The 24,731-nt window shown below is 37.0% G+C and carries 18 protein-coding genes and 5 pseudogenes; 18 read left to right on the top strand and 5 right to left on the bottom strand.

Going from position 1 to position 24,731, the window contains the following annotated elements; translation table 11 throughout:
- The first annotated feature begins 222 nt into the window (after positions 1–222).
- From AT575_RS04750 to dltD, 5 genes and pseudogenes are all read left to right on the top strand, one after another.
- Positions 223–357, top strand: coding sequence for a teichoic acid D-Ala incorporation-associated protein DltX (locus AT575_RS04750; RefSeq protein ID WP_102777385.1), 135 nt, complete (start codon positions 223–225; stop codon positions 355–357).
- 11 nt (positions 358–368) lie between these two features.
- Positions 369–1,906 (top strand): annotated as a pseudogene (gene dltA, locus AT575_RS04745) (D-alanine--poly(phosphoribitol) ligase subunit DltA).
- The gene (gene dltB, locus AT575_RS04740) at positions 1,903–3,162 is read left to right on the top strand and encodes a D-alanyl-lipoteichoic acid biosynthesis protein DltB (RefSeq protein ID WP_102777384.1); all 1,260 of its coding nucleotides are present in this window, start codon (positions 1,903–1,905) and stop codon (positions 3,160–3,162) included. The pseudogene dltA and the gene dltB overlap by 4 nt, the downstream one beginning before the upstream one ends.
- A 15-nt stretch (positions 3,163–3,177) precedes the next feature.
- Positions 3,178–3,417 (top strand): D-alanine--poly(phosphoribitol) ligase subunit DltC, encoded by a 240-nt coding sequence (dltC, locus tag AT575_RS04735; protein ID WP_071792887.1) that lies wholly within the window; start codon positions 3,178–3,180, stop codon positions 3,415–3,417.
- Positions 3,410–4,699: a D-alanyl-lipoteichoic acid biosynthesis protein DltD gene (gene dltD, locus AT575_RS04730; protein WP_102777383.1), complete on the top strand. Its 1,290-nt coding sequence runs from the start codon at positions 3,410–3,412 to the stop codon at positions 4,697–4,699. The genes dltC and dltD overlap by 8 nt, the downstream gene beginning before the upstream one ends.
- 106 nt (positions 4,700–4,805) lie before the next feature.
- Here dltD and AT575_RS04725 read toward each other — a convergent pair.
- From AT575_RS04725 to AT575_RS04715, 3 genes and pseudogenes are all read right to left on the bottom strand, one after another.
- A pseudogene (locus AT575_RS04725) lies at positions 4,806–5,641 on the bottom strand (sugar ABC transporter permease).
- Positions 5,641–7,002: a carbohydrate ABC transporter permease gene (locus tag AT575_RS04720; RefSeq protein WP_102777382.1), complete on the bottom strand. Its 1,362-nt coding sequence runs from the start codon at positions 7,000–7,002 to the stop codon at positions 5,641–5,643. The pseudogene AT575_RS04725 and the gene AT575_RS04720 overlap by 1 nt, the downstream one beginning before the upstream one ends.
- 235 nt (positions 7,003–7,237) lie before the next feature.
- Positions 7,238–8,488: an extracellular solute-binding protein gene (locus AT575_RS04715; RefSeq protein WP_102777381.1), complete on the bottom strand. Its 1,251-nt coding sequence runs from the start codon at positions 8,486–8,488 to the stop codon at positions 7,238–7,240.
- A 208-nt stretch (positions 8,489–8,696) separates the two neighbouring features.
- Between AT575_RS04715 and AT575_RS04710 the strand changes: the two are divergent.
- From AT575_RS04710 to glgP, 3 genes and pseudogenes are all read left to right on the top strand, one after another.
- Positions 8,697–9,732 (top strand): annotated as a pseudogene (locus AT575_RS04710) (LacI family DNA-binding transcriptional regulator).
- 82 nt (positions 9,733–9,814) lie between these two features.
- Entirely contained in the window at positions 9,815–11,317 is a 1,503-nt protein-coding gene (malQ, locus tag AT575_RS04705; protein WP_102777380.1) for a 4-alpha-glucanotransferase, read from the top strand.
- A 20-nt stretch (positions 11,318–11,337) separates the two neighbouring features.
- Positions 11,338–13,602 (top strand): annotated as a pseudogene (gene glgP / locus AT575_RS04700) (glycogen/starch/alpha-glucan family phosphorylase).
- Between the two features lie 114 nt (positions 13,603–13,716).
- Here the strand turns inward: glgP and AT575_RS04695 are convergent.
- Positions 13,717–14,022 (bottom strand): hypothetical protein, encoded by a 306-nt coding sequence (locus AT575_RS04695; protein WP_102777379.1) that lies wholly within the window; start codon positions 14,020–14,022, stop codon positions 13,717–13,719.
- A 172-nt stretch (positions 14,023–14,194) separates the two neighbouring features.
- Here AT575_RS04695 and trhO point away from each other — a divergent pair, with 172 nt between their 5' ends.
- From trhO to AT575_RS04680, 3 genes and pseudogenes are all read left to right on the top strand, one after another.
- Positions 14,195–15,181 (top strand): oxygen-dependent tRNA uridine(34) hydroxylase TrhO, encoded by a 987-nt coding sequence (gene trhO / locus AT575_RS04690; RefSeq protein WP_102777378.1) that lies wholly within the window; start codon positions 14,195–14,197, stop codon positions 15,179–15,181.
- 77 nt (positions 15,182–15,258) lie between these two features.
- On the top strand, positions 15,259–16,062 hold the full coding sequence (locus AT575_RS04685; protein ID WP_102777377.1) for a cation efflux transmembrane domain-containing protein: 804 nt from the start codon (positions 15,259–15,261) through the stop codon (positions 16,060–16,062).
- Between the two features lie 12 nt (positions 16,063–16,074).
- A pseudogene (locus AT575_RS04680) lies at positions 16,075–16,984 on the top strand (TDT family transporter).
- Positions 16,985–17,004: 20 nt separating this feature from the next.
- Here AT575_RS04680 and AT575_RS04675 read toward each other — a convergent pair.
- A complete protein-coding gene (locus tag AT575_RS04675) occupies positions 17,005–17,181 on the bottom strand; it encodes a DUF3042 family protein (RefSeq protein ID WP_102777376.1) in 177 nt (58 codons plus the stop codon).
- 131 nt (positions 17,182–17,312) lie between these two features.
- Here AT575_RS04675 and miaA point away from each other — a divergent pair, with 131 nt between their 5' ends.
- The 7 genes from miaA (at position 17,313) to AT575_RS04640 (ending at position 24,712) form a co-directional block, all read left to right on the top strand.
- Entirely contained in the window at positions 17,313–18,206 is an 894-nt protein-coding gene (gene miaA / locus AT575_RS04670; protein WP_102777375.1) for a tRNA (adenosine(37)-N6)-dimethylallyltransferase MiaA, read from the top strand.
- 85 nt (positions 18,207–18,291) lie between these two features.
- The gene (gene hflX / locus AT575_RS04665) at positions 18,292–19,530 is read left to right on the top strand and encodes a GTPase HflX (protein ID WP_102777393.1); all 1,239 of its coding nucleotides are present in this window, start codon (positions 18,292–18,294) and stop codon (positions 19,528–19,530) included.
- Positions 19,523–20,164, top strand: coding sequence for a cystathionine beta-lyase (locus tag AT575_RS04660; protein WP_102777374.1), 642 nt, complete (start codon positions 19,523–19,525; stop codon positions 20,162–20,164). Before hflX ends, AT575_RS04660 begins: the two co-directional genes overlap by 8 nt.
- Positions 20,165–20,169: 5 nt before the next feature.
- Complete coding sequence (gene rnz / locus AT575_RS04655) at positions 20,170–21,099, top strand: ribonuclease Z (protein ID WP_102777373.1); 930 nt, start codon at positions 20,170–20,172, stop codon at positions 21,097–21,099.
- Positions 21,099–21,863, top strand: coding sequence for an SDR family NAD(P)-dependent oxidoreductase (locus tag AT575_RS04650; protein ID WP_102777372.1), 765 nt, complete (start codon positions 21,099–21,101; stop codon positions 21,861–21,863). The genes rnz and AT575_RS04650 overlap by 1 nt, the downstream gene beginning before the upstream one ends.
- Positions 21,860–24,067 (top strand): single-stranded-DNA-specific exonuclease RecJ, encoded by a 2,208-nt coding sequence (gene recJ / locus AT575_RS04645; RefSeq protein WP_102777371.1) that lies wholly within the window; start codon positions 21,860–21,862, stop codon positions 24,065–24,067. The genes AT575_RS04650 and recJ overlap by 4 nt, the downstream gene beginning before the upstream one ends.
- Before the next feature lie 126 nt (positions 24,068–24,193).
- Entirely contained in the window at positions 24,194–24,712 is a 519-nt protein-coding gene (locus tag AT575_RS04640) for an adenine phosphoribosyltransferase (protein WP_071792904.1), read from the top strand.
- Positions 24,713–24,731 lie beyond the last annotated feature (19 nt).

The raw sequence follows: 24,731 nt of genomic DNA, 5'->3' as shown, positions 1-24,731 counted from the left end.
CGATGACAATTTAAGTTAGCTTTAAGTAATATCGAGTAAATTAAGTCCTATGAAATATTAGGACTTTTTTTTACGGGGTTCTAATGAATAAAATATATTGCTCATTTCTTTTTATAATATGATAACATTTCTAATAATCTTAAGTTTAACTTGCTCATAAGGTTAAAATAAGGTAAAATTTTGTAGTGAATTATTAAAAAGAATGACTGGAATAGGTAGAAAATGAACGAGAAACGAAAAATGTTGATGTTATTTATTGGAAAAACAGTTTTGTTCTATCTCATTTTTATTCTATTAATCTACATCTTTGATTATCTTGGACATGGTCAAAGTGCCTTTATTTACAATGAGTTTTAAGGAGATCATCAATGATTACAGATATGATTGAAAGAATAGAAGGACTTGCCATGAGTCAAAAGGATTTTCCGGTTTATAACTGTTTGGGGGAAGTCCACACGTATGGTCAATTGAAACAAGATTCCGATAGTATTGCCAACTATATTGACAGTCTTAATTTAGAAGAAGGTTCACCAATATTAGTATTTGGTGCTCAATCCTATGATATGATGGCAACATTTGTTGCCCTAAGTAAATCTGGACATGCATTTATCCCAGTTGATGTCCATTCAGCTCCTGAAAGAATTTCAGATATTATTGAAATAGGTCAACCAAGTGCAGTAATTGCTATAGAACCCTTAATTTTTGAGGTTAACGGTCTACCTGTTATTAGCTTTGATGAAATCGAAAAAGTTAAAGAAGCAGCAAATAATTATCAAATGAGCCACCCAGTAAAGGGAGATGAAAACTACTATATTATCTTCACATCTGGTACTACTGGAAAACCAAAAGGGGTTCAAATTTCCCATGATAACTTACTTAGTTTTACTAACTGGATGATTAGTGATCAAGAATTTGCTACGCCAGATAAGCCTCAAATGTTGGCACAGCTCCCTATTCATTTGACCTTTCTGTAATGTATTGGGCACCAACTTTAGCTTTAGGGGGAACAATGTATGCTCTACCTAAAGAATTGGTTTCAAATTTCAAACAACTTTTTACAGCCATTACTAGCTTATCTGTAGGCATTTGGACTTCAACACCTTCTTTTGTTGATATGGCCATGCTAAGTGATGATTTTTGCCAAGAAAAAATGCCAAACTTAACGCATTTTTACTTCGATGGAGAAGAATTAACGGTTTCAACGGCAAAAAAATTAATGAGTCGCTTCCCCGATGCAATCATTGTCAATGCTTATGGACCAACAGAAGCTACAGTGGCATTATCAGCTATTCGAATTACTAAAGAAATGGTTGAAAAAGGAGGTCGGCTTCCTATTGGTTATACTAAACCAGATTCACCAACTTTCATTCTTGATGAAGACTTAAATGAAGTGGCAGACGGCCAGAGTGGTGAAATTATCGTTACCGGTCCAGCAGTGTCGAAAGGGTATATTAATAACCCAGAAAAAACTAAGGAAGCATTCTTTACTTATAAAGGACAACCAGCATATCATACAGGTGACCTGGGAGCCTATAATGAAAACCATGTCTTAACCTATGGTGGACGCTTAGATTTCCAAATTAAATATGGTGGTTACCGTATTGAATTGGAAGATGTTTCACAACAATTGAAACAATCTCCTTTAGTAGATACGGCAGTAGCAGTTCCTCGTTACAATGCGGAACATAAGGTACAAAATCTTTTAGCCTATGTTGTTTTAAAAGATGGTGTTCGTCAAAGTTTTGAGCGTGATATCGATGTTACAAAGGCAATCAAAGAATCACTCAAAGATACCATAATGACTTACATGATGCCTTCTAAGTTCATCTATCGTGATCAGCTTCCCATGACACCAAATGGCAAAACCGACATTAAAGCATTAATAAACGAGGTGAATAATCGATGATTGGAATGCTCAGTCAGATTCCCTATTTAGATCCTTATTCAAATCCAAGTTATTTTGTATATTTAATTATTGCCCTTTTACCAGTTATCCTTGGACTCTTTTATCAAAAAAGGTTTCACATTTATGAGTTGATAGTGACTTTAGTTTTTGTCGCCATGATGTTTGGTCAAGGGCACACCGACCAACTAAAAGCGTTCTTACTTTATATTATTTGGCAAACCTATTCGATTTTCTTCTATAAATGGTACCGACAAAAATATGACAATTTTTTCGTTTTCGCCTTAACTCTTATTTTAGTTATTGCACCATTGTTTATCGTAAAAATCAGTCCCTTCAACCTAGTTCATCCAAACCAATCACTCTTTTCATTTTTAGGGATTTCCTATTTAACTTTTAAGACAATAGGAATGGTTATGGAAATGCGTGATGGTCTTTTGAAAGATTTTAGTCTCTTTACTTTCTTAAGGTTTATGCTCTTCTTACCAACTTTTTCTAGTGGTCCTATTGATCGCTACAGACGCTTTCAAGAAGATTATGAGACCTTGCCTGATCGGGATAGCTACCTTGAAATGCTTAATAAAGCAATCAAGTATATCATGATTGGTTTTCTTTACAAATTTATTATTTCTTATTATCTCGGCAGTGTTTTTCTTCCAATAGTCGAAGCAAAAACAATTGCAACTGGTGGCTATTTCAATGTTTATCTGATATTAGTCATGTACCTTTATGGACTTAACCTCTTTTTTGACTTTGCAGGCTACTCCATGTTTGCGATAGCGATTTCGAACCTATTAGGCATTAAAACTCCAGAAAATTTCCATTTACCTTTCTTGGCACCAAACCTAAAAGAATTTTGGAATAGATGGCATATGACCTTATCTTTCTGGTTTAGAGATTTTGTCTTTATGCGTTTAGTCCATTTTCTCATTAAGCATAAAGTTTTTAAAAACCGCAATGTGACGTCAGGGTTTGCTTATTTGGTCAATATGACCATCATGGGATTCTGGCATGGCATCACTTGGTATTATATCGCTTATGGCATTTTTCATGGGCTTGGACTTGTTCTGACAGATGCTTGGATTAGGCGGAAGAAAACCATCAATCGCCAAAGAAAGCAAAAAGGCCTAGCTCCCCTATTTACCAGTAAAACCTATCATTATGTCTCGATTGTATTCACATTCCATGTCGTAATGGTCTCATTACTATTATTCTCAGGATTCTTGGACCATTTTTGGTTCCATCCTATTCATTTCTAAAGAAGGAAAATTATCATGACTATTGAAGAAAAAATTATTGACGCTTTTGACCGCCTATTTATGGAAGATGTTTCCGATATGTTGGACGAGGATTTGTTTGATGCTGGCGTGCTAGACAGTCTTGGAACTGTTGAATTAATCGTTGAATTGGAATCACTTTTTGACATCAAGGTGCCCATATCAGAATTTGGACGGGAAGATTGGAATACTGTTACTAAAATCGTAGAAGGTGTAAAGGAACTGCAAAATGCTTAAAAAATTAGCATATGTATTAGGGCCTGTTACACTAGCCTTAATATTAGTTGCAGCAACGATATTCGCTTTTCCGAATCATCTTTCACATGATTATCTAGCGGAAAAGAAAACAGCTGTCACTATTAGCAATGCTAGTTTTAAAAACAGTCTGATTAAAAAACAGGCACTTGAGGACCCAAAACATCAATTTGTACCCTTTTTTGGATCTAGTGAGTGGAGTCGGATGGATTCCATGCATCCCTCAGTTATTGCTGAAAAATACCACCGTTCTTATCGGCCATTTTTAATTGGTAATAGAGGATCGCAATCTCTTATCCATTACTATGGAATGCAACAAATGAAGGGGAATTTGAAAAATAAAAAAGCTGTCTTTGTCATCTCGCCACAATGGTTTACACCACAAGGAACGGATAGTGGAGCAGTTCAAACCTACCTTTCCAAATCACAGATATTCGAATTTCTGATTCATGCTAAACAAGATCAGGAATCACAATTTGCGGCTAAAAGAATGCTAGTTATGAATCCGGGTGTCTCAAAGACTAGACTTTTGGAAAAAGTTGCTGCAGGAAAATCTTTGTCTACTTGGGACAAACAACTATTAAAATTGCAATATCGCATTGCTTTGCATGAAGAATCAATGTTTAGCTTCTTAGCTACTTCGGATAATTTCGAAAATCGGATCATTCCACGCGTAAATGGCTTGCCAAAAAAATTCTCCTACAATAGATTAGAAGAATTAGCGATTAAACGTGGGGAAGTTGCCACTTCCAATAATCCATTTGGCATAAAAAATTCCTTTTATAGAAAACGTATTGGCTCTAGTCTTAGAAAATACAAATCTTTCCAACGCAACAATGTTTATATCAATTCACCTGAATACAATGATTTCCAATTAGTCTTGTCAGAATTTGCGAAAGAAAATACAGACGTTCTTTTCATTATTCCACCTGTCAATCAACATTGGGCTAAATATACCGGACTTGATCAAGAGAAATATTTAAAGGCAGTCTATAAAATTAAGTACCAACTGAAGTCCCAAGGTTTTGACAACATTGTAGACTTTTCTAACAATGGTGGTGAAGCCTACTTTATGGAAGATACTATTCATATGGGTTGGAATGGTTGGCTAGCAGTAGATAAGGTTGTACAGCCCTTCTTAGAGCTTGAACACAACAGTTATAACTACAAACTCAATCCTGAATTTTATTCAGACAGATGGGCTGCATTAGATTATGTAACTGGTAAGGAATTCAAGAATCCTGTAATCAAAGCAGCTCCATAAAATAAAAAGACCCTATAATTTCTTTTGTGGATTTACCCACTAGAGAATTATAGAGCCAAATTATAAAGCCGAAAAAAGAAATTACATCAGTAATTTCTTTTTTTTACTATTTAACAGACCCACCTGTAATGCCTTCAACATAATATTTTTGCATAAAGATGAAGAGTAGGGTGATTGGGATAGCGATGAGGATTGATCCTGCTGTAAATGCTCGGAACCATTCATTTATGGTATCAGGTTGAAGCATTGAGAAGAGACCAATAGCTACGGTATACTTGCTTGTGGCGTCACCTAGAATAACTTGGGCAAAGATAAAGTCAATCCAAGGTCCCATAAAGGCAAGAAGAGCAGTATAGACGATGATTGGTTTTGACAAGGGGAGGGTAATCTTGAAGAAGATATCCATACGTGTTGCGCCATCAATCATAGCTGATTCATCTAGTGAATATGGGATGGTATCAAAGAATCCTTTAGCAATGTAAAAACCAAGCGCAGCACCTGCTGAGTAAACCAAAACTAATGCTGTTAGCGTCTGAGTTAAGCCAATTGCTTTAAGAATATAATAGATGGCAATCATACTCATGAAACCTGGGAACATATTCAAGACTAAAGCTAATTTTAAAAATCCGTTACGATGCTTAAATTTGATCCGGCTGAGTGAGTAAGCCATGCTACGGTGATAAAAGTTGAAATGATACATGTTGCAGTTGCAACAATGAAAGTGTTTAAGAACCACCGTCCGAATGGGAAGGACTCATTGGTAAATAACATAATATAGTTTTTAAGGGTAAAGGTTTTAGGCATGAAGTAATTGACATAGGCTGTACCTTCACCACGGAAACTTGTAAGAACTACCCAAACGATTGGGAAGAGCCAAATGATGGCCAAAACTGTTAGGGTTGCATAAACTAATCCAAGTTGGAAGCGTCGTTTATTTTTCATTATTTAGCTGTTCCTTCCTTGTATGATGCGGTACGTGTATAGGCTAGTAAGCTGAAGATAGCTGAAACGGCGAAAATTAAGATACCAATAACGGAAGCTAAATTATAGTCAGCAGCTGTTACTGTTAATTTATAGAGCCAAGTTACAAGCAAATCGGTCGTACCTGCTTGGTAATATTCAGAGTTTGTTGGTCCACCACCAGTGAGGAGATAGATAACATTAAAGTTATTGATATTACCAATAAATTGTTGAATCAAGTTTGGTGTCATGATCAAAAGAATCTGTGGGAAAGTGATAGAACGGAAAATTTGGAATTTACTTGCTCCGTCGATTTCCGCCGCTTCAATTTGTTCACTCGGTAAATTCATGATAATACCAGTAGCAACTAGCATGGTAAAGGGAATACCAATCCACATATTGACAAATATGATTGAGAATTTCGCCCAGATTGGATCAGATAGGAATGGAAGTGCGTGTTTGATAATACCTAGTTTGTATAGTAGGGCATTAACAGGTCCTTCATCATTAAGCAAGTTACGCATGATAAGAAGTGAAATAAATTGTGGAACAGCGATGGTAATAACAAAAATTGTTCGCCACATTTTTTTCAATTTCAAACCTTTAGTATTGATTAGTAATGCTAGTACAATACCGAAGAAAAAGTTTGTTACTGTTGCAAAGACAGCCCAAATCAAAGTCCAAGAGAAGACAGGGAAGAAAGTACCAGCCATACGTCCGGTCAATACATTACCAAAGTTAGTAAGTCCAACCCAATCAAAGAGTGATTTTGGCGGTAAATGATTATGGTCAAAGTTTGTAAAGGCCAAACAAATCATGTAAATAAGTGGCAAGATGGTGAAGAGTAAAATACCAATTAATGGAATAGCCATCAAGGTCATATGGAAACGACCATTTGCTAAGGTCATGAAATCATCTTTAAAAGTTGGGATTTTTTCGCCTTGGCTTTTTAGCATGTAGAGATTATGGGCACTCTTAAGGTTGCACCAATAAATATATGCAAAAACCAAACAGAAAATAATAGCGGCTAATCCAAAAATAAGCATAAGCATTGAATTATCGCCATCGACTGCAACCTGCATTTTAATGCCATCGATGTTTTTGGTTACCATCCCTTGTGTTTGTGTACCTAAGGTAATAAGACCTGAAAAGGCTGGGATAATTTGGCTAATAAAGGCGATTAGGAAAACAATCTCACTGATTAGAAATAAAAGTCCCTTGATAATTTGTTTATTTGCAAGGTTAGCAAACCCCATAATCAATGCGGATAGTTTAATATCTACTCCACCTTTTTTAAATGCTTCAGAAAGGCTAACTTGCCTTGCCAAATTTTTTTCAGTCATAAAAAATTTCTCCTTTTAGGACAGTTTACCAGAAAAAATGCCCTGGTCGCTAAAATGTTACTTAAATTTTTAAGAACATTTAAAAATTTAAGTAGCATATAGCTTTCTATAGAAAAACAAGTAGGAGTGGTCTAAATCTCTATGTTAATGGAGACTTAGATCCACTCCCTATCGGAGAAGATAACAGAGTAATCTAATAGTTAGCAACTCCAAACTTGTTCAATGTCATTAATGATTATTTAGTTGCTGCAATATCTTTGTCAAATTGTTGTAATTTAGCTAAGAAATCGCCTTCTTTAATTTTACCGTTGAAGGCATCGCTAAGGATAGCTGCACTTTCAGTCCAGAAAGTACCCATTTGGCTAAGTTTTGGCATTACAACTGTGTAATCTGATGAAGATCCCATTGTGATAACAGTTTTAGCAAGTTCGTTTGATTGAACTTCTTCAGAAGATTGAACTGTTTTGTTTGAAGGAACGATGTTACGAGTTTTGAATTGGTTTTCTTGGCTTTCTGCATTTGTTAAGTATGAAGCAAGTTTGTAGCTTGCAGCGATACGTTTAGCATCACCTTTAGCTGGTGCTTGGTTAACAGCATAAAGTTTAACACCCAAGAAAGCTTTTTGTTGAACTTCTTGACCACCGATAGTCACTTTTGGATAAGCAGCTACAGCAAGTTTATCTTTACCGATAGCTTCTTGAGCAGCGGCATAGTCCCATGGTCCTGATTCAAATGCAGCAACTGAACCGTCTCCAAATTTAGACATTCCGTTGTTAGCATCTAAGCTTACGAAACCTTTGTTATTTTTTTGGTCTGCAATCCATTTAAGAACAGCTGCACCTTTTTCATTGCCCCAGTTTGTACCTTTAACATCTTCACCGTTAGCTCCAAATAATGTGTTACCAACAGACATGAATAAAGGACCAGTAGCATAAGCATTAGCTTGTTTGAAGTTACCACCGAAAGTAGCTTTTGATGTAATTGATTCGTATGATTTAACATCTTCAGCACTTAATTTTTCTTTATTGTAGAAAAGAACTTGTGATTCAATACCAAATGGGAAACCGTAAGTTTTACCTTTGTATTGTGCACCAGCGATAGCTTGGTCAGTATCGTTTTTAGTGATATCTTCAGTGTATTTAGCAGGAACTTCTTGAATAGTACCTGATTCAACTAATTGACCTAATTGGTCATGAGGAAGTGAGAAGACATCAGCAGCAGTACTTGCATCTTTTTTGATTTTTTCTTGTGCTTTTGGATCTTCAGATTCAACAACTTTTACTTTGTAGCCAGAATCTTTTTCGAATTTTGCAACTGTATCTGCGTATGATTTTTTAGATCCAGTTGGGACCCATAATTTAATTGTTTTTGAGTCTGATGAAGCAGATTCACTTTTAGCGTTTGAACCTTGTGAACATCCAACTAGAAGAGTACTAGCAAGTGTAAGACTTGCTCCGCTGACGATAACTTTTTGCCATGATTTCATAGCTATTTCCTCCTAAGAAATATTTTATATCTCTATTATGCAACCGTTTGCAGATTCTGTCAATAGTTTTTTGAAAAATATTTTAAAAATCTTAATAATTGTCTTTAGAAGTCTTTAAAGACTGTTTGATTTTTCACTATATAATTGTATAATGGTTTAAACATATGATTTAATTCATATCAAGAAAATCACATGGACGAGGTTCTAAATGGTAACAATTAAAGATGTTGCGCAAAAGGCTGGTGTCAATCCTTCAACAGTTAGTCGCGTATTAAAAGATAATAAATCCATTTCGGAAAAAACAAAAGACAAAGTACGCAAGGCTATGCAGGAATTAGGCTATGTACCAAATGTGGCGGCTCAAATTTTGGCCAGTGGACTAACTCACAATATTGGCTTGGTTTTTCCACCAATTACATTTAGCGACCGTCTATCTGAGCCTTTTTTCATGCAAATTCTGTCTACTATTACAAATGAAGCCAAAAAATATCATTTTACCATTTCCATAGCAACAGGTATGTCAGTTGAAGCATTAGAAGAACAAGTAAAATTGATGCATTTGCAAAAACGTGTCGATGGCTTTATTATCTTATATAGTGAACTCAATGATCCCGTTAAAAAATATTTAATGGCTAATAATATACCATTTGTCATTGTCGGAGCCCCTGAAGGGGATGAAAATAGTATTACCTATATTGATAATGACAACCAATTGATGGCAAAGACAGCAGTCAATTATTTACATGAAAATGGCCATGAGAAAATCCTATTTATTACGGATGATTTGGAGTCTGAAGTTGCTTCTGAACGTTATATTGGCTATTTAAAAGGTTGTATTCGTTTAAAGTTAGAATCAAAACCCATGGTCTTGTTTGATCGTAGTGATGCCTTAAATGTTGAAGATCTAGTTCAAACCATTTTTGACTTTTAAAGCGACAGCTCTGATTGTTATCGGTGATGTTCTTACTGTTCGCATGATTCAACTTTTATCTTTCTATGGTTTAAAAGTCCCTGATGATATTTCATTGATTACTTTTAATAATTCTACTTATTGTAAATTAGTACATCCTTACTTAACGACTTTTGATATTAATGTAGAGAATTTGGGAGTTACTTCTTTTAAACAATTAATGGAAATTATCAATGCTAAGGGCAGCGGTTTAAGTCAAAAAATTCTGGTTCCCTTTACCCTAAAAAAACGTGAAAGCGTCCGTAATTTAACAAAAAGTAAAAACAGTATTTAAAAAAATATTGTTTTTTCTTGTTGACTTACGCAAACGGTTGCGTTATAATTTCATCATAGTCATTATTATGAGAGGTATTCGTATGGAAAAACGTGCAAGTGGAGTTCTAATGCATATCAGTTCTCTACCAGGAGAATTTGGAATTGGAACTTTTGGCAAATCTGCTTATGACTTTGTCGATTTTTTGAAAGAAACAAAACAAACTTTTTGGCAAATTTTGCCACTATCAACGACTAGTTTCGGTGATTCACCTTATCAATCTTTTTCAGCAATAGCAGGTAATACACATTTTATCGATTTTACTTTATTAGTAAGAGCAGGCTACCTAAAAGTATCTGATTTTGCAGGTGTTGATTTTGGAACTGACCCAGAAGCTGTTGATTATGCAAAAATTTTCCATGCTAGACGTCCTATTTTGGAAACAGCAGTAGCTAATTTTCTAGAGTCAGCCGAGGGACCAGAAGCTTTAGCAGCTTTTGAACAATCTGCGACATGGGTTACTGACTTTGCTGAATTTATGGCCATAAAAGAGCACTTTGGAAACAGAGCTTTACAAGAATGGTCAGATGTGGCCATCATTAAACGTGAGGAAGCGGCTTTAGCTAAATATCGTTCAGAGCTTAAAGATGTCATTAATTACCATAAAGTTTGTCAATATTTCTTCTTCCAACAATGGTTTGAATTGAAGACTTATGCTAACGATAATTGTATTGAAATTATTGGTGATATGCCTATCTACATTTCAGCTGATAGTGTTGAAGTCTGGACAATGCCTGAATTATTCAAGGTTGATCAAGACAAGAAACCGATGTATATCGCTGGTGTTCCTGCTGATGGCTTTAGTGAAGACGGTCAACTTTGGGGCAATCCGATTTACGATTGGAACAACCATTTGTCGACAGACTTTGCATGGTGGATTTTCCGTATCCAAGAAAGTTGCAAAATGTACGACCATGTTCGTATCGACCACTTTAAAGGCTTTTCTGACTTTTGGGAAATCCCTGGGGGTGATAAGACAGCTAAGAATGGACATTGGGCTTCAGCGCCTGGCTTTGAACTCTTTACAGCAGTCAAAGAGGCCTTGGGTGACCTGCCAATCATAGCTGAGAACTTAGGATACATTGATGCTCGGGCAGAAAAATTATTGTCTGAGACTGGCTTCCCAGGAATGAAAATATTAGAATTCGGTCTTTATGACGAAACGAGTCAAAGTTTCGACTTACCACATAATTATAGTGCCAATAATATTGCCTACACTGGAACTCATGATAATGAAGTGATTAATGGATGGTACGAAAACTTAACGGTTAAACAAGCTCGTTTTGTTAAAGAATACCTTGGACAAGCAGATCAGGAACCAATAAATAAAGCAATGTTACGAACAATTTTTGCATCTGTTTGTGACTATGCTATACTCTGTATGCAAGATTTATTGGATAAACCTGCAGATAGTCGCATGAACATGCCTAATACAGTTGGTGGCAACTGGCAATGGCGGATGCTTGCTGAAGACTTAACAGAAGAACATAAAGCTTACCTGACTCATTTAACAGAGTTATACGGTAGAGCTAGAAGCAATAATTAATTTTTTGAAAAGAGGAAAACATGTCAACATTTACAACTTACACTGAGAACCGTCTAGGGAAATCATTAGCGCAAGCGCAAAATGAAGAAATCTACTTATCATTGTTAAGTTATGTTAAAGAAGCTGCTGCTGAAAAAAGTAAAAATACTGCTAAACGTAAAGTTTACTATATTTCTGCAGAATTTCTTATTGGTAAATTATTATCAAATAACTTAATCAACTTAGGTATTTACAAAGAAGTTAAAGACGAATTAGCAGCTGCTGGCAAATCAATTGCGGAAGTAGAAGATGTTTAGTTAGAACCATCATTAGGTAATGGTGGGCTTGGACGCCTAGCTTCATGTTTTGTTGATTCCATTTCTAGCTTAGGAATTAATGGGGAAGGTGTTGGTCTTAACTACCATTGTGGCCTTTTCAAACAAGTCTTTAATAATAATGAACAAGAAGCAGAGCCAAATTACTGGATTGAAGATGAATCTTGGTTGGTTCCAACAACTATTTCTTATGATGTTCCTTTTAAAAACTTTACTTTAAAATCTCGTTTAGACCGCATTGATGTTTTAGGTTATAAACGCGATACAAAAAATTACCTCAATTTATTTGACATTGAGGGTGTTGACTATGGTCTTATCAAAGATGGTATTTCTTTTGATAAAACTGAAATCAAAAAGAACTTAACCCTCTTCCTTTACCCTGATGACTCAGATCGTAATGGTGAGTTACTACGGATTTACCAACAATACTTTATGGTATCTAATGCAGCGCAACTATTGATTGAAGAAGCTATTGAACGTGGTTCAAATCTTCATGATTTAGCTGATTATGCCTACGTTCAAATCAATGATACCCATCCATCAATGGTCATTCCAGAATTAATCCGTCTTTTGACTGAAAAACATGGATTTGACTTTGAAGAAGCTGTTTCAGTTGTTAAACAAATGGTTGGTTATACAAACCATACCATCTTGGCAGAAGCCCTTGAAAAATGGCCATTAGACTACTTGAATGAAGTTGTTCCACATTTAGTTGTTATTATTGAAAAATTACATGCTTTAGTGGCTTCCGAAGTGTCTGACAAAGCTGTTCAAATCATTGATGAATCTGGTCGTGTCCATATGGCTCATATGGATATCCACTTTGCTACAAGTGTTAATGGTGTTGCTGCCCTTCATACTGAAATCCTTAAGAACAGTGAACTTAAAGCATTCTATCAATTATACCCTGAGAAATTTAATAACAAAACAAACGGAATTACCTTCCGTCGTTGGTTAGAATTTGCTAACCAGGACTTGGCTGATTATATTAAAGAATTAATCGGTGATGACTACTTAACTGATGCTGCTAAACTTGAAAAATTATTAGCCTTTGCTGATAATAAAGAAGTGCATGCGAAATTGGCTGAGATTAAATATAACAATAAATTAGCCTTGAAACGTTACCTTAAAGATAACAAGGGAATCGAACTCGATGAGAACTCAATCATTGACACTCAAATCAAACGATTCCATGAGTACAAGCGTCAGCAAATGAATGCCCTATATGTTATTCATAAGTACTTGGACATCAAAAAAGGAAACCTACCAAAACGTAAGATTACGGTAATCTTTGGTGGTAAAGCAGCTCCAGCTTACATTATTGCTCAAGATATTATTCATTTAATCCTTTGCTTATCTGAACTCATTAACAATGATCCAGAAGTAAGCCCATACTTAAATGTTCATTTAGTCGAAAACTATAATGTAACTGTTGCGGAACACTTAATTCCAGCCACTGATATTTCTGAACAAATTTCACTAGCTTCTAAAGAAGCATCAGGAACAGGTAATATGAAATTCATGCTCAATGGTGCTTTAACACTAGGTACTATGGATGGTGCCAATGTTGAGATTGCAGAATTAGCAGGAATGGATAACATTTATACTTTTGGTAAAGATTCAGATACCATTATCAATCTTTATGCTGATGGTGGCTATGTGGCTAAGCATTATTATGACATTCATCCAGACATCAAAGCAGCTGTTAACTTTATCATCAGTCCAGAAATGTTGGACTTAGGTAATGTTACACGACTTGAACGTCTATACAAAGAATTAATTAATAAAGACTGGTTCATGACATTGATTGATTTAGCTGAATACATTGAGGTTAAAGAAAAAATGTTAGCTGATTATGAAGATCAAGACTTGTGGATGACAAAAGTTGTTAACAATATTGCTAAAGCTGGATTCTTCTCTTCAGACCGGACCATTGAACAGTACAATCAAGAAATCTGGCATTCAAACTAAACTTCTAAAAATACATTCAAGCTAAATTCCAAAAACAAAATCATTACAACAAAGCTCCTAAACAAAAAGCATTCAGTTCATTTGAACTGAATGCTTTTATTATCTTAAGTTTTATTATGAAATCAACAAATGATGAATTTTGATGTCTTGATCAGCATAGTTTTCCTTTAAATCATTGACGACTTCTTGGTATAGGTCTTTAATGGCTTTTCTTTTCTCTGGGTATTCATGACCAATGTAGTGGAACTGGCACTCGATAGTTAAAAAGAGCTCGTGGAAAAGGGTATTTAACTTTTCCAATTTTTCCAGGAGTGCTTTATCATTCTGAATAAACTCAGGAATCTCTTTATCTTCCCCAAGTTGTGCATCCACCACAGTAAGAGGGTAAGTACCATATTCAAGACATAGTTCGTAAGACATTTTTTTCTCCTTTATCGTCAATAAGATTGGTAACACTTTCATTCTTTCATATTTATATCAGTCAGTCAATTATTTGGCATTTTGTGATTTTTTGAGCAAGCTAATTGATTGCTTTGCCTTCTTAAGAGACGGTATAATGATATGTAAAACTTTTGATAACATAGGAGATATCATGTCAGAAAAAATTAGAGTTCTTCTCTACTATAAATATGTGGCTATTGAAAATGCCCAAGAATATGCAGCAGAACATTTAGCATTTTGTAAATCAATTGGTCTTAAAGGCCGTATTTTAATTGCCGACGAAGGTATTAATGGAACTGTTTCTGGTGATTATGAAACAACACAAAAATATATGGATTGGGTTCATAGTGATGAACGCTTTGCTGACCTTTGGTTCAAAATGGACGAAGAAGATGAGCAAGCTTTCAAAAAAATGTTTGTCCGTTATAAAAAAGAAATCGTTCACCTTGGTTTAGAGGATAACGACTTTGATAACGATATTAATCCATTAGAAGTAACTGGTGAATACCTTAACCCTATACAATTTAAGGAAGCACTTTTAGATGAGGATACAGTAGTCCTAGATACGCGTAATGACTATGAATACGATTTAGGTCATTTCCGTGGTGCTATTCGCCCAGATATCCGTAATTTCCGTGACTTACCACAATGGGTTCGTGATAACAAAGAAAAATTCATGGAAAAACGTGTTGTTGTTTACTGTACTGGTGGGGTACGTTGTGAAAAATTCTCAGGTTGGATGGTTCGTGAAGGCTTCAAAGATGTCGGACAATTACACGGAGGAATCGCTACTTACGGTAAAGACCCAGAGGTTCAAGGTGAACTTTGGGATGGTGCCATGTACGTCTTTGATGAGCGCATTGCTGTGCCAATCAACCATGTAGACCCAACAGTAGTAGCCAAAGATTATTTCGATGGCACACCATGTGAACGTTACGTCAATTGTGCAAATCCCTTCTGTAATGAGCAAATCTTTGCTTCTGAGGAAAATGAGGCTAAATATGTTCGTGGTTGCTCGCCTGAATGTCGCGCCCACGAACGCAATCGCTATGTTGCTGAGAACGGGCTAAGCCGTCAAGAATGGGCTAGTCGCTTAGAAGCAATTGGTGAAACATTACCTGCTTTAGAAACCGTTTAATTTCCTAAAAAGGACTCCGGAAGGTGTCCTTTTTTATGTGCATTGTGCTATAATAAAGGCTTGTAAGGAGTTTAACAATGCAAAAACAAGTCACATGGTTGGCGATTCCTAAAATGGATTGTGCCAGTGAGGAACAAATGGTACGGATGGCTCTTGGATCCTTCGAGACCGTTGAATCGATTCGGATTGACCTAGACAAGAGAGAAGCGGAGCTGATTCACCAAGAAAGTGACCAGGATATTTTACAAGCTTTAATGCCACATAAACTAGGAACGCAACTGCTATTCACCAAAGCCTTAGAAGAAGGACAAGTGCTTCAAGAAGAATCAGGTTTGGACCGCAAGATTTTATGGCAGGTCTTAGCCATTAATGCTGGTTTTTTCTTGATTGAAGAAGTGGCTTCCCTACTTTTCCAATCTTTGGGCATCGCAGCTGATGGTTTAGATATGCTGGCAGATAGTTTGGTATATGCTATGGCTTTATTCGCTGTCGGATCTAGTCTGGCTAGACAAAAGATGGTTTCTCGGCTTGCCGGTTATTTCCAACTCGTTTTAGCCTTGCTAGGTTTGATAAATGTCTATTTACGGGTGACTCAGCCCCATTATCTCCCTATTGTGACCGGTATGTTTTTGGTTTCACTCATGGCTTTGCTGGCCAATAGTTTGGCCTATTATTTAATTGCTAAGTCCAAAAATCAAGGTCTCCATATGAAAGCCAGCAAAATTTTCACCTCTAATGACATTCTTATCAATTTAGGCCTTATGTTGACCAGTCTTTTGGTGGCAATCTTGCAATCGCCAATTCCCGATTTAATCATAGGGTTCGCCATTTTTGTACTCGTCATCAGAGGAGCCTTCAAAATAATTTCATTATCCCGTTAGAAAAGTGACAATATGCGACATTTTCATCAACCACCCTTAGTCCTATCAGGATTAATCCTAGGCATGACTGCCTTAGGCAACTTACTAGGAAACTTTAGCCAGTTTTTGAGGTTTCTCTTTCAAATCCCAGCGGCTATTCTTTACCTTTATTTAATATTTTCAATTATTAAAGAACCGAAAAGAGCACTACAGGAACTCAAATCTCCCTTAATTGCCTCAGTTTTCCCCACTTTCTTTATGGCAGGCTCTTATTTTCGTCACTAATCATCAAAAGTGGCCATTTTAGCCTAGGTCACAGTCTCTGGTGCCTATTCCTAATCGGAAATATCGGCTCATGCTTTACTATATTTGGACTTTCGTCATTCCTTTTAAATGGTCTAATGTCTTTCCTTCCTGGTCGGTTTTGTTTGTGGGAATCGCAGTAGCAGCCTTAACAGCTCCAGCCAGCCAACATTTTAGACTAGGACAAGCTATTTTTTGGCTGGGTCTCCTTCTAACCTTTTTAGTTCTGCCTTTTATGACTTACAAAACCTATAAAATTGGCTTAGAAGGGGCCACAAAACCTAACATTTCTACTTTTTGTGCCCCTTTATCCTTGCTAGCAGCGGCCTATTTGGCGACATTCCCCCAACCTGCTGAAGGGATGGTCATCTTTTTAGTGATTTCCTCACAAGTAGTTTACTTCTTTGTCTTGGCCCAATTGCCAGTCTTAATAAAGAGAGCCTTTAATCCGGGCTTTGCTGCCTTTACTTTTCCTTTTGTTATAAGTGCTACAGCTTGTCGGGCTTCACTCATTTTCTTAGGTTTAGAAGAGAATTTTCAAATATTAATTTTGACTGAAACACTTATTGCTACTGTCTTAGTTACCTATGTTTTTATTAATTATATGATATTTTTAACAAAGAAAAAGATTCAAGGATAAGTCCTTGAATCTTTTTCTTCTTAGCGAGCTACACGACGACGTGCTGCTTTTTTACGATTTTCTTCGATAAATGCTTCTTTTTCTTCTTCTGGGTCGATAATGGTTTTCTTAACTGCGAAAACAGCACCAGCAACAGTAGCTACAGTTGCAACAACACCAGTTGCTAAACCCTTAGCAAATAGATATTTCTTAGACATAACTTTTCTCCGTTTCTATAACAAGTGACTCTAGTTCATCCTGCTCTTATGTTATAATATATGGTAACTAAATTTACTATAAATATCAAGAAAAAGATGTTTTTTGAAAGAGAAGAAGAAAAGAAAAAGTCATGAGAAAAAAAGACAAGATAGTCGTTATTGTCGGTCCAACTGCTGTTGGTAAGACAGACTTAGGTATTCGCTTAGCCCAGGCCTTCAATGGCGAAATCATTTCTGGAGATAGTCAGCAAGTCTATCGTCAGTTAGACATTGGAACTGCTAAAGCGACAAAGGAAGAACAAGCAGCAGCCCCCCACCACTTAATCGATATCCGTGAGGTTACTGATAATTATTCAGCTTTTGATTTTGTGACCGACGCCAATAAAGCTATCCAAGACATTTTAGAAAAGGGAAAACTTCCCATTTTGGTTGGTGGCACAGGCCTCTACTTGCAAAGTTTGCTTGAAGGCTATCACCTTGGTGGTCAGCTTGATCAAGAAGCCTTACTCACTTATCGGGCAGAGTTGGAAACATTAGAGACAGAAGACTTATTTAAGATGATTGCTGAAAAACAAATTGAGATTCCAGAACTTAACCGCCGTCGGGCAATCAGAGCCTTAGAGTTAGATCGATTTGGGAAAGATTTAAGCAATCAGGACTTTCCTTATGACTATTTGTTGATTGGCTTAAATGATGACCGTCAGGTCATTTATGACCGTATCAATCAACGAGTTGACTGGATGATGGCAGAAGGTTTATTGGATGAGGCTAGGTGGCTTTATGATAATCATCCTAATGTTCAAGCAGCAAGAGCAATCGGATATAAAGAACTTTTTCCATATTTCAAAGGAGAAGCAAGTTTGGAAGAAGTCAGTGACCAATTGAAGCAAAATAGTCGTCGCTTTGCCAAACGCCAATTAACTTGGTTTAGAAATCGCATGGCCGTTTCATTTTATCCCATCACGGCAGACAATTATCCCCAAGCCGTTATGGAAGAAGTGACAAGGTTTTTAGCAGATAAGTAGCCCCAAAAAGGGAGTTCTATTCTTTAGAAAGATGGGTTTTTATGGTATAATAAAGGTTACGGAATTCGGAGGAAAAGCTATGGCAATGACAGAAACAAAGACAGAACAAGAACGGATTATCCTGTTAGGCGTTGCCTTGCAGACCAGTGAGAATTTTGACATGTCCATGGAAGAACTAGCAAGTTTGGCAAAAACAGCTGGTGCTATGGTCATCGATTCATATGTACAAAAACGTGATAAATATGATAGTAAAACCTTTATTGGATCTGGCAAATTAGAAGAAATAAAAGCCATCATTGATGCTGAAGAAATTGATACGGTAGTGGTCAATAATCGACTGACACCTAGACAGAATTCGAACTTAGAAACTGCTCTAGAAGTTAAAGTCATTGACCGGATGCAGTTGATTTTGGATATTTTTGCCATGCGTGCACGCAGTCATGAGGGGAAGTTACAAGTTCATTTAGCACAACTAAAATACATGTTACCACGTTTGGTTGGACAAGGGATAATGCTGAGTCGCCAGGCTGGTGGGATTGGAAGTCGTGGTCCAGGTGAGAGTCAGTTGGAATTAAACCGGAGGTCAATTCGTCATCAAATTTCGGATATTGAACGCCAACTAGCTGTAGTGGAGAAAAATCGTCAAACCATTAGGGACCGTCGTATTCAGTCAGAAACCTTTAAAATTGGTTTGATTGGTTATACCAACGCTGGTAAGTCTACCATCATGAATGTCTTAACTGATGATGGTCAATATGAAGCTAATGAACTCTTTGCGACACTTGATGCAACGACCAAACAGATTTATTTGCAAAATCAATTTAAGGCGACCTTAACCGATACGGTTGGTTTTATTCAGGATTTACCAACCGAGTTAGTTGCGGCCTTTAAATCAACCTTAGAAGAGAGTCGTCATGTTGATTTGCTGCTGCATGTTATTGATGCCAGTGACCCCAATCATTCTGAACAAGAAAAAGTGGTCCTCGATATTTTGAAGGATTTAGAGATGCTAGACATCCCACGTTTAGCCATCTACAATAAAATGGATCAAGCCACTAGCTTAACTGCAACAGCTTTTCCCAACGTCAGACTATCGGCCAAAGATCCTGAAAGTCGTAGTCTTTTGAGACGCATCATTATTGATCATATTCGGGATTTATACCTGCCTTTCTCAATAAAAGTTCATCAGGATAAGGCTTATAAACTTTATGAATTAAATAAAGTGGCTCTATTAGATGCTTACAGTTTTGAAGATCAAGTGGAAGAAATTTCGGGTTATATTTCCCCTAAACAAAAATGGAGATTAGAAGAATTATATGACTGATTATCTTGCTCTAGCAACAAGTCATGGTGGCTACACCACACTTGATTTAAATTATCTGAAAGAAAGTTTGCAAGGGTTAAGCCATGAGCAGAAGATGGCCTTTATCACACCGCCACCAAGTGTTATTAATGCTTACTTTGCAGAAATTTATCAAAAGCAATCTCCACAAGAAGCCTGTGACTACTATTTTGACTTATGCAAAGCTCTGGATTTATTTCAACAGCAACCAACTTTTGCTGAGCAAAAGCCTTTTGTCCGTTTAAATTTGTCAGGCAAGGCTTACGGTTTCACCTACCAAGATGACCGGGAAATTGCTATTGTTTTTGCTGAGGAAGCAGAAAACCTTACAGAAAGATTTTTCTTTGAACTGGCCCAAATTTTCCCCAACTATCTGATTTTTCAGGAAGAAGGAATGGTCAAAATGGCTAAGCAAGACTTTACTTTTGAAAATCCTCAGCTACTCGAACTTGAAGGTGCTTTACTGACTAAGGCCTTCCAATCAGGTCAGATAGTGCTTTTATCAGGTTACAATGCTGACGAAGTCATCAGTCTCAGTCAGTCCTTTTCAGGGCAAAAATATTATGGCTTCCAGCAACGAGAATGCCAAGTTTACATTATCGAAGAGAAAGTATAGGATTTATGGAATTACAATTTTTAGGAACGGGCGCGGGCCAACCAGCCAAGCAGCGTAATGTTTCCAGTTTAGTATTAAAGCTTCTAGATGAAATTAATGAAGTTTGGATGTTTGATTGTGGTGAAGGTACCCAAAGACAAATCTTAGAAACAACCATTAAACCTCGTAAGATTAAAAAAATTTTTATTACCCATCTTCATGGTGACCATATTTTTGGTCTCCCTGGCTTTTTGTCAAGCCGCGCTTTCCAAGCAAGTGAAGAACAAACGGATATTGAAATTTACGGGCCAGTTGGTATAAAAAACTTTGTTCAAGGAAGTTTAGCTGTTTCTGGTAGTCGTTTGCCATACAAGATTTTTTACCATGAATTTTCAGAAAAAAACTTGGGCAAGATTTTAGAAACTGATAAGTTTACCGTCTATGCGGAAAAACTGGCGCATACAGTCTTTTGTATGGGTTATCGGGTTGTCCAAAAAGATCTAGAAGGTACTTTAGACGCTGAAGCTTTAAAAGCAGCAGGTCTTCCTTTCGGTCCCCTATTTGGGAAAATCAAGAATGGACAAGACGTGACCTTGGAAGATGGTCGTGTTCTTTTTGCCAAAGACTTTATTTCAGCACCTAAAAAAGGTAAAGTCATTACGATTCTTGGTGATACACGAAAAACGGATGCCAGCATTAATCTAGCCAAGGATGCGGATGTCTTGGTCCATGAGTCAACTTATGGCAAAGGTGATGACCGAATCGCTAAAAATCATGGTCACTCAACGAATATGCAGGCGGCGGAAATTGCCAAGGCTGCTGGCGTCAAACGCTTATTATTGAACCATGTTTCAGCTCGCTTTTTAGGGCGCGATTGTCGCCAAATGGAAAAAGATGCAGCTCAAGTATTTGAGGCTGTTAAAATGGTCAAAGATTTTGAGGAAGTGACGATTTAATGTCTGGAAAAATCATTGTCATAACGGGTGCTTCTGGTGGTTTAGCCCAAGCTATGGTTAAACACATAAAAGAATCAGATTTTCTGATTTTATTAGGGCGCAATAAAGCACAACTTGAAGAAATTTATCAGATTCGCAAGCAAAAGAAATGTTATCAAATTGATATTACGAATGCAGACGCTATAGAAAATTTAGTGGCGGAATTGTATCAAGAATTTGGACACATTGATATTCTGATTAACAATGCAGGCTATGGTGCCTTCAAGGCTTTTGATGACTATGGCCATCAGGAAATTGAAAGCATGTTTAAAGTTAATACCTTTGCTTCCATGGATTTTTGCCGCTTGATTGGTGCTAGAATGGCTGCGCGTGGTAGTGGTCATATTATTAATATCGTGTCCATGGCTGGTTTAGTTGCTTCTAGCAAGTCTAGTCTTTATTCAGCTAGCAAATTTGCAATGATTGGCTATTCCAACGCTTTACGCTTAGAATTAGCAGAAAAAGGTGTTATTGTTACCAGCATCAATCCTGGTCCCATTAAAACAGCATTCTTCAAAGAGGCTGACCCAACAGGTACTTATTTGGAAAAAGTATCAACTTTTGCCTTGGATCCAGACCAGGTAGCTAAAAAAGTGGTAGCCGTTTTTGGTAAGCAAAAACGGGAGATCAATCTGCCTTGGACCTTATCACTAACCCATCTTTTTTATACACTCTGCCCAGGTTTATCCGATTATCTTGCAAGAAAGGTTTTTAATTATAAATGATTAAAGCTAATTATCAATGGGAGATCAAACAAGAAGAGCCAGAAGCTGGCTTTTTTAAGCTTGCGAAAGCTCAAGGCTTATCTAAACAGTCAGCTCAACTTCTTTTTCAACGGGGGATTAGAAGTGAAGTAGAGATGCTGGCCTTTTTGAATGCGGATTTATCAGACTTACATGATCCTTATCTTTTACACGATATGGAAAAAGCAGTTCCGAGAATTAGACAGGCAATTGAAAATGCCGAAAATATCCTCATTTATGGGGATTATGACGCTGATGGCATGACCTCTGCTTCTATTATGAAGGAAACCTTAGAAATGATGGGAGCAGAAGTGCGGATTTATCTACCAAATCGCTTTACCGATGGTTACGGCCCAAATCTAAGCGTCTATAAATATTTTATTGAACAGGAAGCTATCTCTTTAATTATTACTGTTGACAATGGAGTTTCTGGTCATGAGGCTATTGCTTTCGCGCAAGCCAAGGGTGTTGATGTTATCGTTACCGACCACCATGGCCTACCCGACACCTTGCCAGAAGCTTTTGCTATTATCCATCCAGAACATCCAGAAGCTGACTATCCTTTTAAAAAGTTGGCTGGTTGTGGGGTTGCATTTAAATTAGCGACAGCCCTATTAGAATCAGTTCCGACGGAATTTTTAGATTTAGTAGCTATTGGAACTGTGGCTGATATGGTAAGTTTACGCGATGAAAATCGGATTTTTGTCAAGAATGGGCTGCAAATTCTCCGATCCAGTGAAAGGGTTGGTTTGCAAGAATTGATGGCTCTTTCTAAGGTTGATTTTGAGCAGTTTGACGAAGATGTCATTGGTTTTAAAATTGCCCCTCAACTCAATGCTCTAGGTCGTTTGGATGATCCGAATCCAGCTATTGAGCTTTTGACTGGTTTTGATGATGAGGAAGCTCAAGAAATTGCCCAGATGATTTATCAAAAAAATGAAGAACGTAAGGAATTAGTGGAATCCATTTTCCAAGAAGCTTTGCAAATGGTTGACTCAGAAAAACCAGTGCAAGTTTTGGCTAAAGCCGGTTGGCATCCTGGGGTTCTCGGCATTGTTGCTGGCCGGATTATGGAGAAAATTAGCCAAACGGTGGTTGTTTTAAATATTGACAATGGCTTTGCTAAAGGTTCGGCTCGAAGTATTGATGCGGTCGATATCTTCCAGGCCATTAATCCACATCGGGACATTATGACGGCCTTTGGAGGTCATGCTGGTGCTGCTGGGATGACTTTACCAGTTGATAACTTGGAGGCCTTATCTCAAGTTCTCTGCGAATATATCCTTGACCAGCAAATTGATGTCCATCAAAAAAATCAGTTAAGTATTGACCAAGATTTGGATTTACAAGACTTATCCTTAGACCTCATTAAAAGCATTCAGAAATTAGCACCTTTTGGAATGGATAATCGCAAACCCATTTTTAGAGTGACTGATTTTCAAATAAGTCAGGCAAGAACCCTTGGCACCAATAACACGCATTTAAAATTGCGACTGAAAAAAGGTAATTTGGAAACCGATCTCCTGGCCTTTAATCAAGGGCATTTGGCCCTGGAATTTCAACAGGCTAAAGGTTTGGAATTAGCAGTAACCTTATCTGTAAATGTTTGGAATGGAAATACCAGTCTGCAACTAATGCTTGTCGATGCTCGAGTAGATGGGGTCCAATTGATTGATATCCGTTCTAAAGCCGCAAAAATACCTGATCAGATTTCCCTCTTTTCAGAAAATCCAAACAGCCAGGTCGTGGTACTTGATAAGATTCCAGAAGAGATTCCAGCATTTAAAGAAGCCTTCTCAAAAAATGATTACCAGGCTGTTTACTTTAAAAATAGCATTGAAAAACCTTATTATTTAACTGGTTATGGCAATAAGGACCAATTTGCCCGCCTCTACAAAACCATCTATCAATTTCCGGAATTTGATATCCGCTACAAGCTACAAGAGCTGAGCACCTATTTAAAAATTGAGAAAATTTTATTAGTGAAGATGATTCAAATTTTTGAAGAGTTGGGTTTTGTTTCCATTGAGAATGGCCTCATGACAGTTAATAAAGAAGCAGAGAAACGGGCTATTTCTGATAGCAAGATTTACCAGGACCTAAAAGAATTAGTTAAGTTTCAGGAAATCATGGCTCTGGCTAAGCCAGAAGAGATTTATGCTTATTTGAAAGATGACGAAAACTGAGATTTTTACAGGTATTAGCTAATGGCTAATACCTTATCCTTTCATTTACGAAAATGCGATTTCATGCTATAATAAAGCGTATTGACATTGATACAGAAAGTTAAACTAGAAAGAAAATAAAGTAATATGAACTTAACACCTTACATCGCATCTATTGAAAACTACCCTAAAGAAGGGATTACTTTCCGTGATATCTCACCTTTAATGGCTGATGGTAAAGCATACAGCTATGCTATTAGAGAAATTTGCCAATATGCAGCCGATAAAGAGATTGACATGATTGTTGGTCCAGAAGCTCGTGGATTTATCATTGGTTGTCCAGTTGCAGTTGAGCTAGGAATTGGTTTTGCACCTGTCCGTAAACCAGGAAAATTACCACGTGAAGTTGTATCAGCTGATTATGAAAAAGAGTATGGCTTAGATACTTTAACAATGCACGCAGATGCCATCAAACCTGGTCAACGCGTCATGATTGTTGACGACTTGTTAGCAACTGGCGGTACTGTTAAAGCCACTATTGAAATGGTTGAAAAACTTGGTGGTGTAGTTGCAGGTTGTGCATTCCTGATTGAATTAGATGGCTTAAATGGTCGTGAAGCATTAAAAGATATCGACTATAAAGTTCTTATGAATTTCCCAGGTTAAGCAAGAGTAATTACTAACA

It is taken from the genome of Streptococcus penaeicida (assembly GCF_002887775.1).
GTDB classification, from domain to species: Bacteria; Bacillota; Bacilli; order Lactobacillales; family Streptococcaceae; genus Streptococcus; species Streptococcus penaeicida.
The sequence above is the reverse complement of the archived record's forward strand: the minus strand, read 5'-3'. Positions and strand labels throughout refer to the sequence as shown.

Excerpts from the sequence above, each read along its gene's own strand:
- AT575_RS04720 (WP_102777382.1), bottom strand. The coding sequence starts at position 7,002 with ATGACTGAAAAAAATTTGGCAAGGCAAGTTAGCCTTTCTGAAGCATTT.
- AT575_RS04640 (WP_071792904.1), top strand. The coding sequence starts at position 24,194 with ATGAACTTAACACCTTACATCGCATCTATTGAAAACTACCCTAAAGAA.
- AT575_RS04750 (WP_102777385.1), top strand. The coding sequence starts at position 223 with ATGAACGAGAAACGAAAAATGTTGATGTTATTTATTGGAAAAACAGTT.
- malQ (WP_102777380.1), top strand. The coding sequence starts at position 9,815 with ATGGAAAAACGTGCAAGTGGAGTTCTAATGCATATCAGTTCTCTACCA.
- dltC (WP_071792887.1), top strand. The coding sequence starts at position 3,178 with ATGACTATTGAAGAAAAAATTATTGACGCTTTTGACCGCCTATTTATG.
- recJ (WP_102777371.1), top strand. The coding sequence starts at position 21,860 with ATGATTAAAGCTAATTATCAATGGGAGATCAAACAAGAAGAGCCAGAA.
- AT575_RS04715 (WP_102777381.1), bottom strand. The coding sequence starts at position 8,488 with ATGAAATCATGGCAAAAAGTTATCGTCAGCGGAGCAAGTCTTACACTT.
- rnz (WP_102777373.1), top strand. The coding sequence starts at position 20,170 with ATGGAATTACAATTTTTAGGAACGGGCGCGGGCCAACCAGCCAAGCAG.
- AT575_RS04675 (WP_102777376.1), bottom strand. The coding sequence starts at position 17,181 with ATGTCTAAGAAATATCTATTTGCTAAGGGTTTAGCAACTGGTGTTGTT.
- AT575_RS04685 (WP_102777377.1), top strand. The coding sequence starts at position 15,259 with ATGCAAAAACAAGTCACATGGTTGGCGATTCCTAAAATGGATTGTGCC.
- miaA (WP_102777375.1), top strand. The coding sequence starts at position 17,313 with ATGAGAAAAAAAGACAAGATAGTCGTTATTGTCGGTCCAACTGCTGTT.
- AT575_RS04695 (WP_102777379.1), bottom strand. The coding sequence starts at position 14,022 with ATGTCTTACGAACTATGTCTTGAATATGGTACTTACCCTCTTACTGTG.
- AT575_RS04650 (WP_102777372.1), top strand. The coding sequence starts at position 21,099 with ATGTCTGGAAAAATCATTGTCATAACGGGTGCTTCTGGTGGTTTAGCC.
- dltB (WP_102777384.1), top strand. The coding sequence starts at position 1,903 with ATGATTGGAATGCTCAGTCAGATTCCCTATTTAGATCCTTATTCAAAT.
- hflX (WP_102777393.1), top strand. The coding sequence starts at position 18,292 with ATGACAGAAACAAAGACAGAACAAGAACGGATTATCCTGTTAGGCGTT.
- trhO (WP_102777378.1), top strand. The coding sequence starts at position 14,195 with ATGTCAGAAAAAATTAGAGTTCTTCTCTACTATAAATATGTGGCTATT.
- dltD (WP_102777383.1), top strand. The coding sequence starts at position 3,410 with ATGCTTAAAAAATTAGCATATGTATTAGGGCCTGTTACACTAGCCTTA.
- AT575_RS04660 (WP_102777374.1), top strand. The coding sequence starts at position 19,523 with ATGACTGATTATCTTGCTCTAGCAACAAGTCATGGTGGCTACACCACA.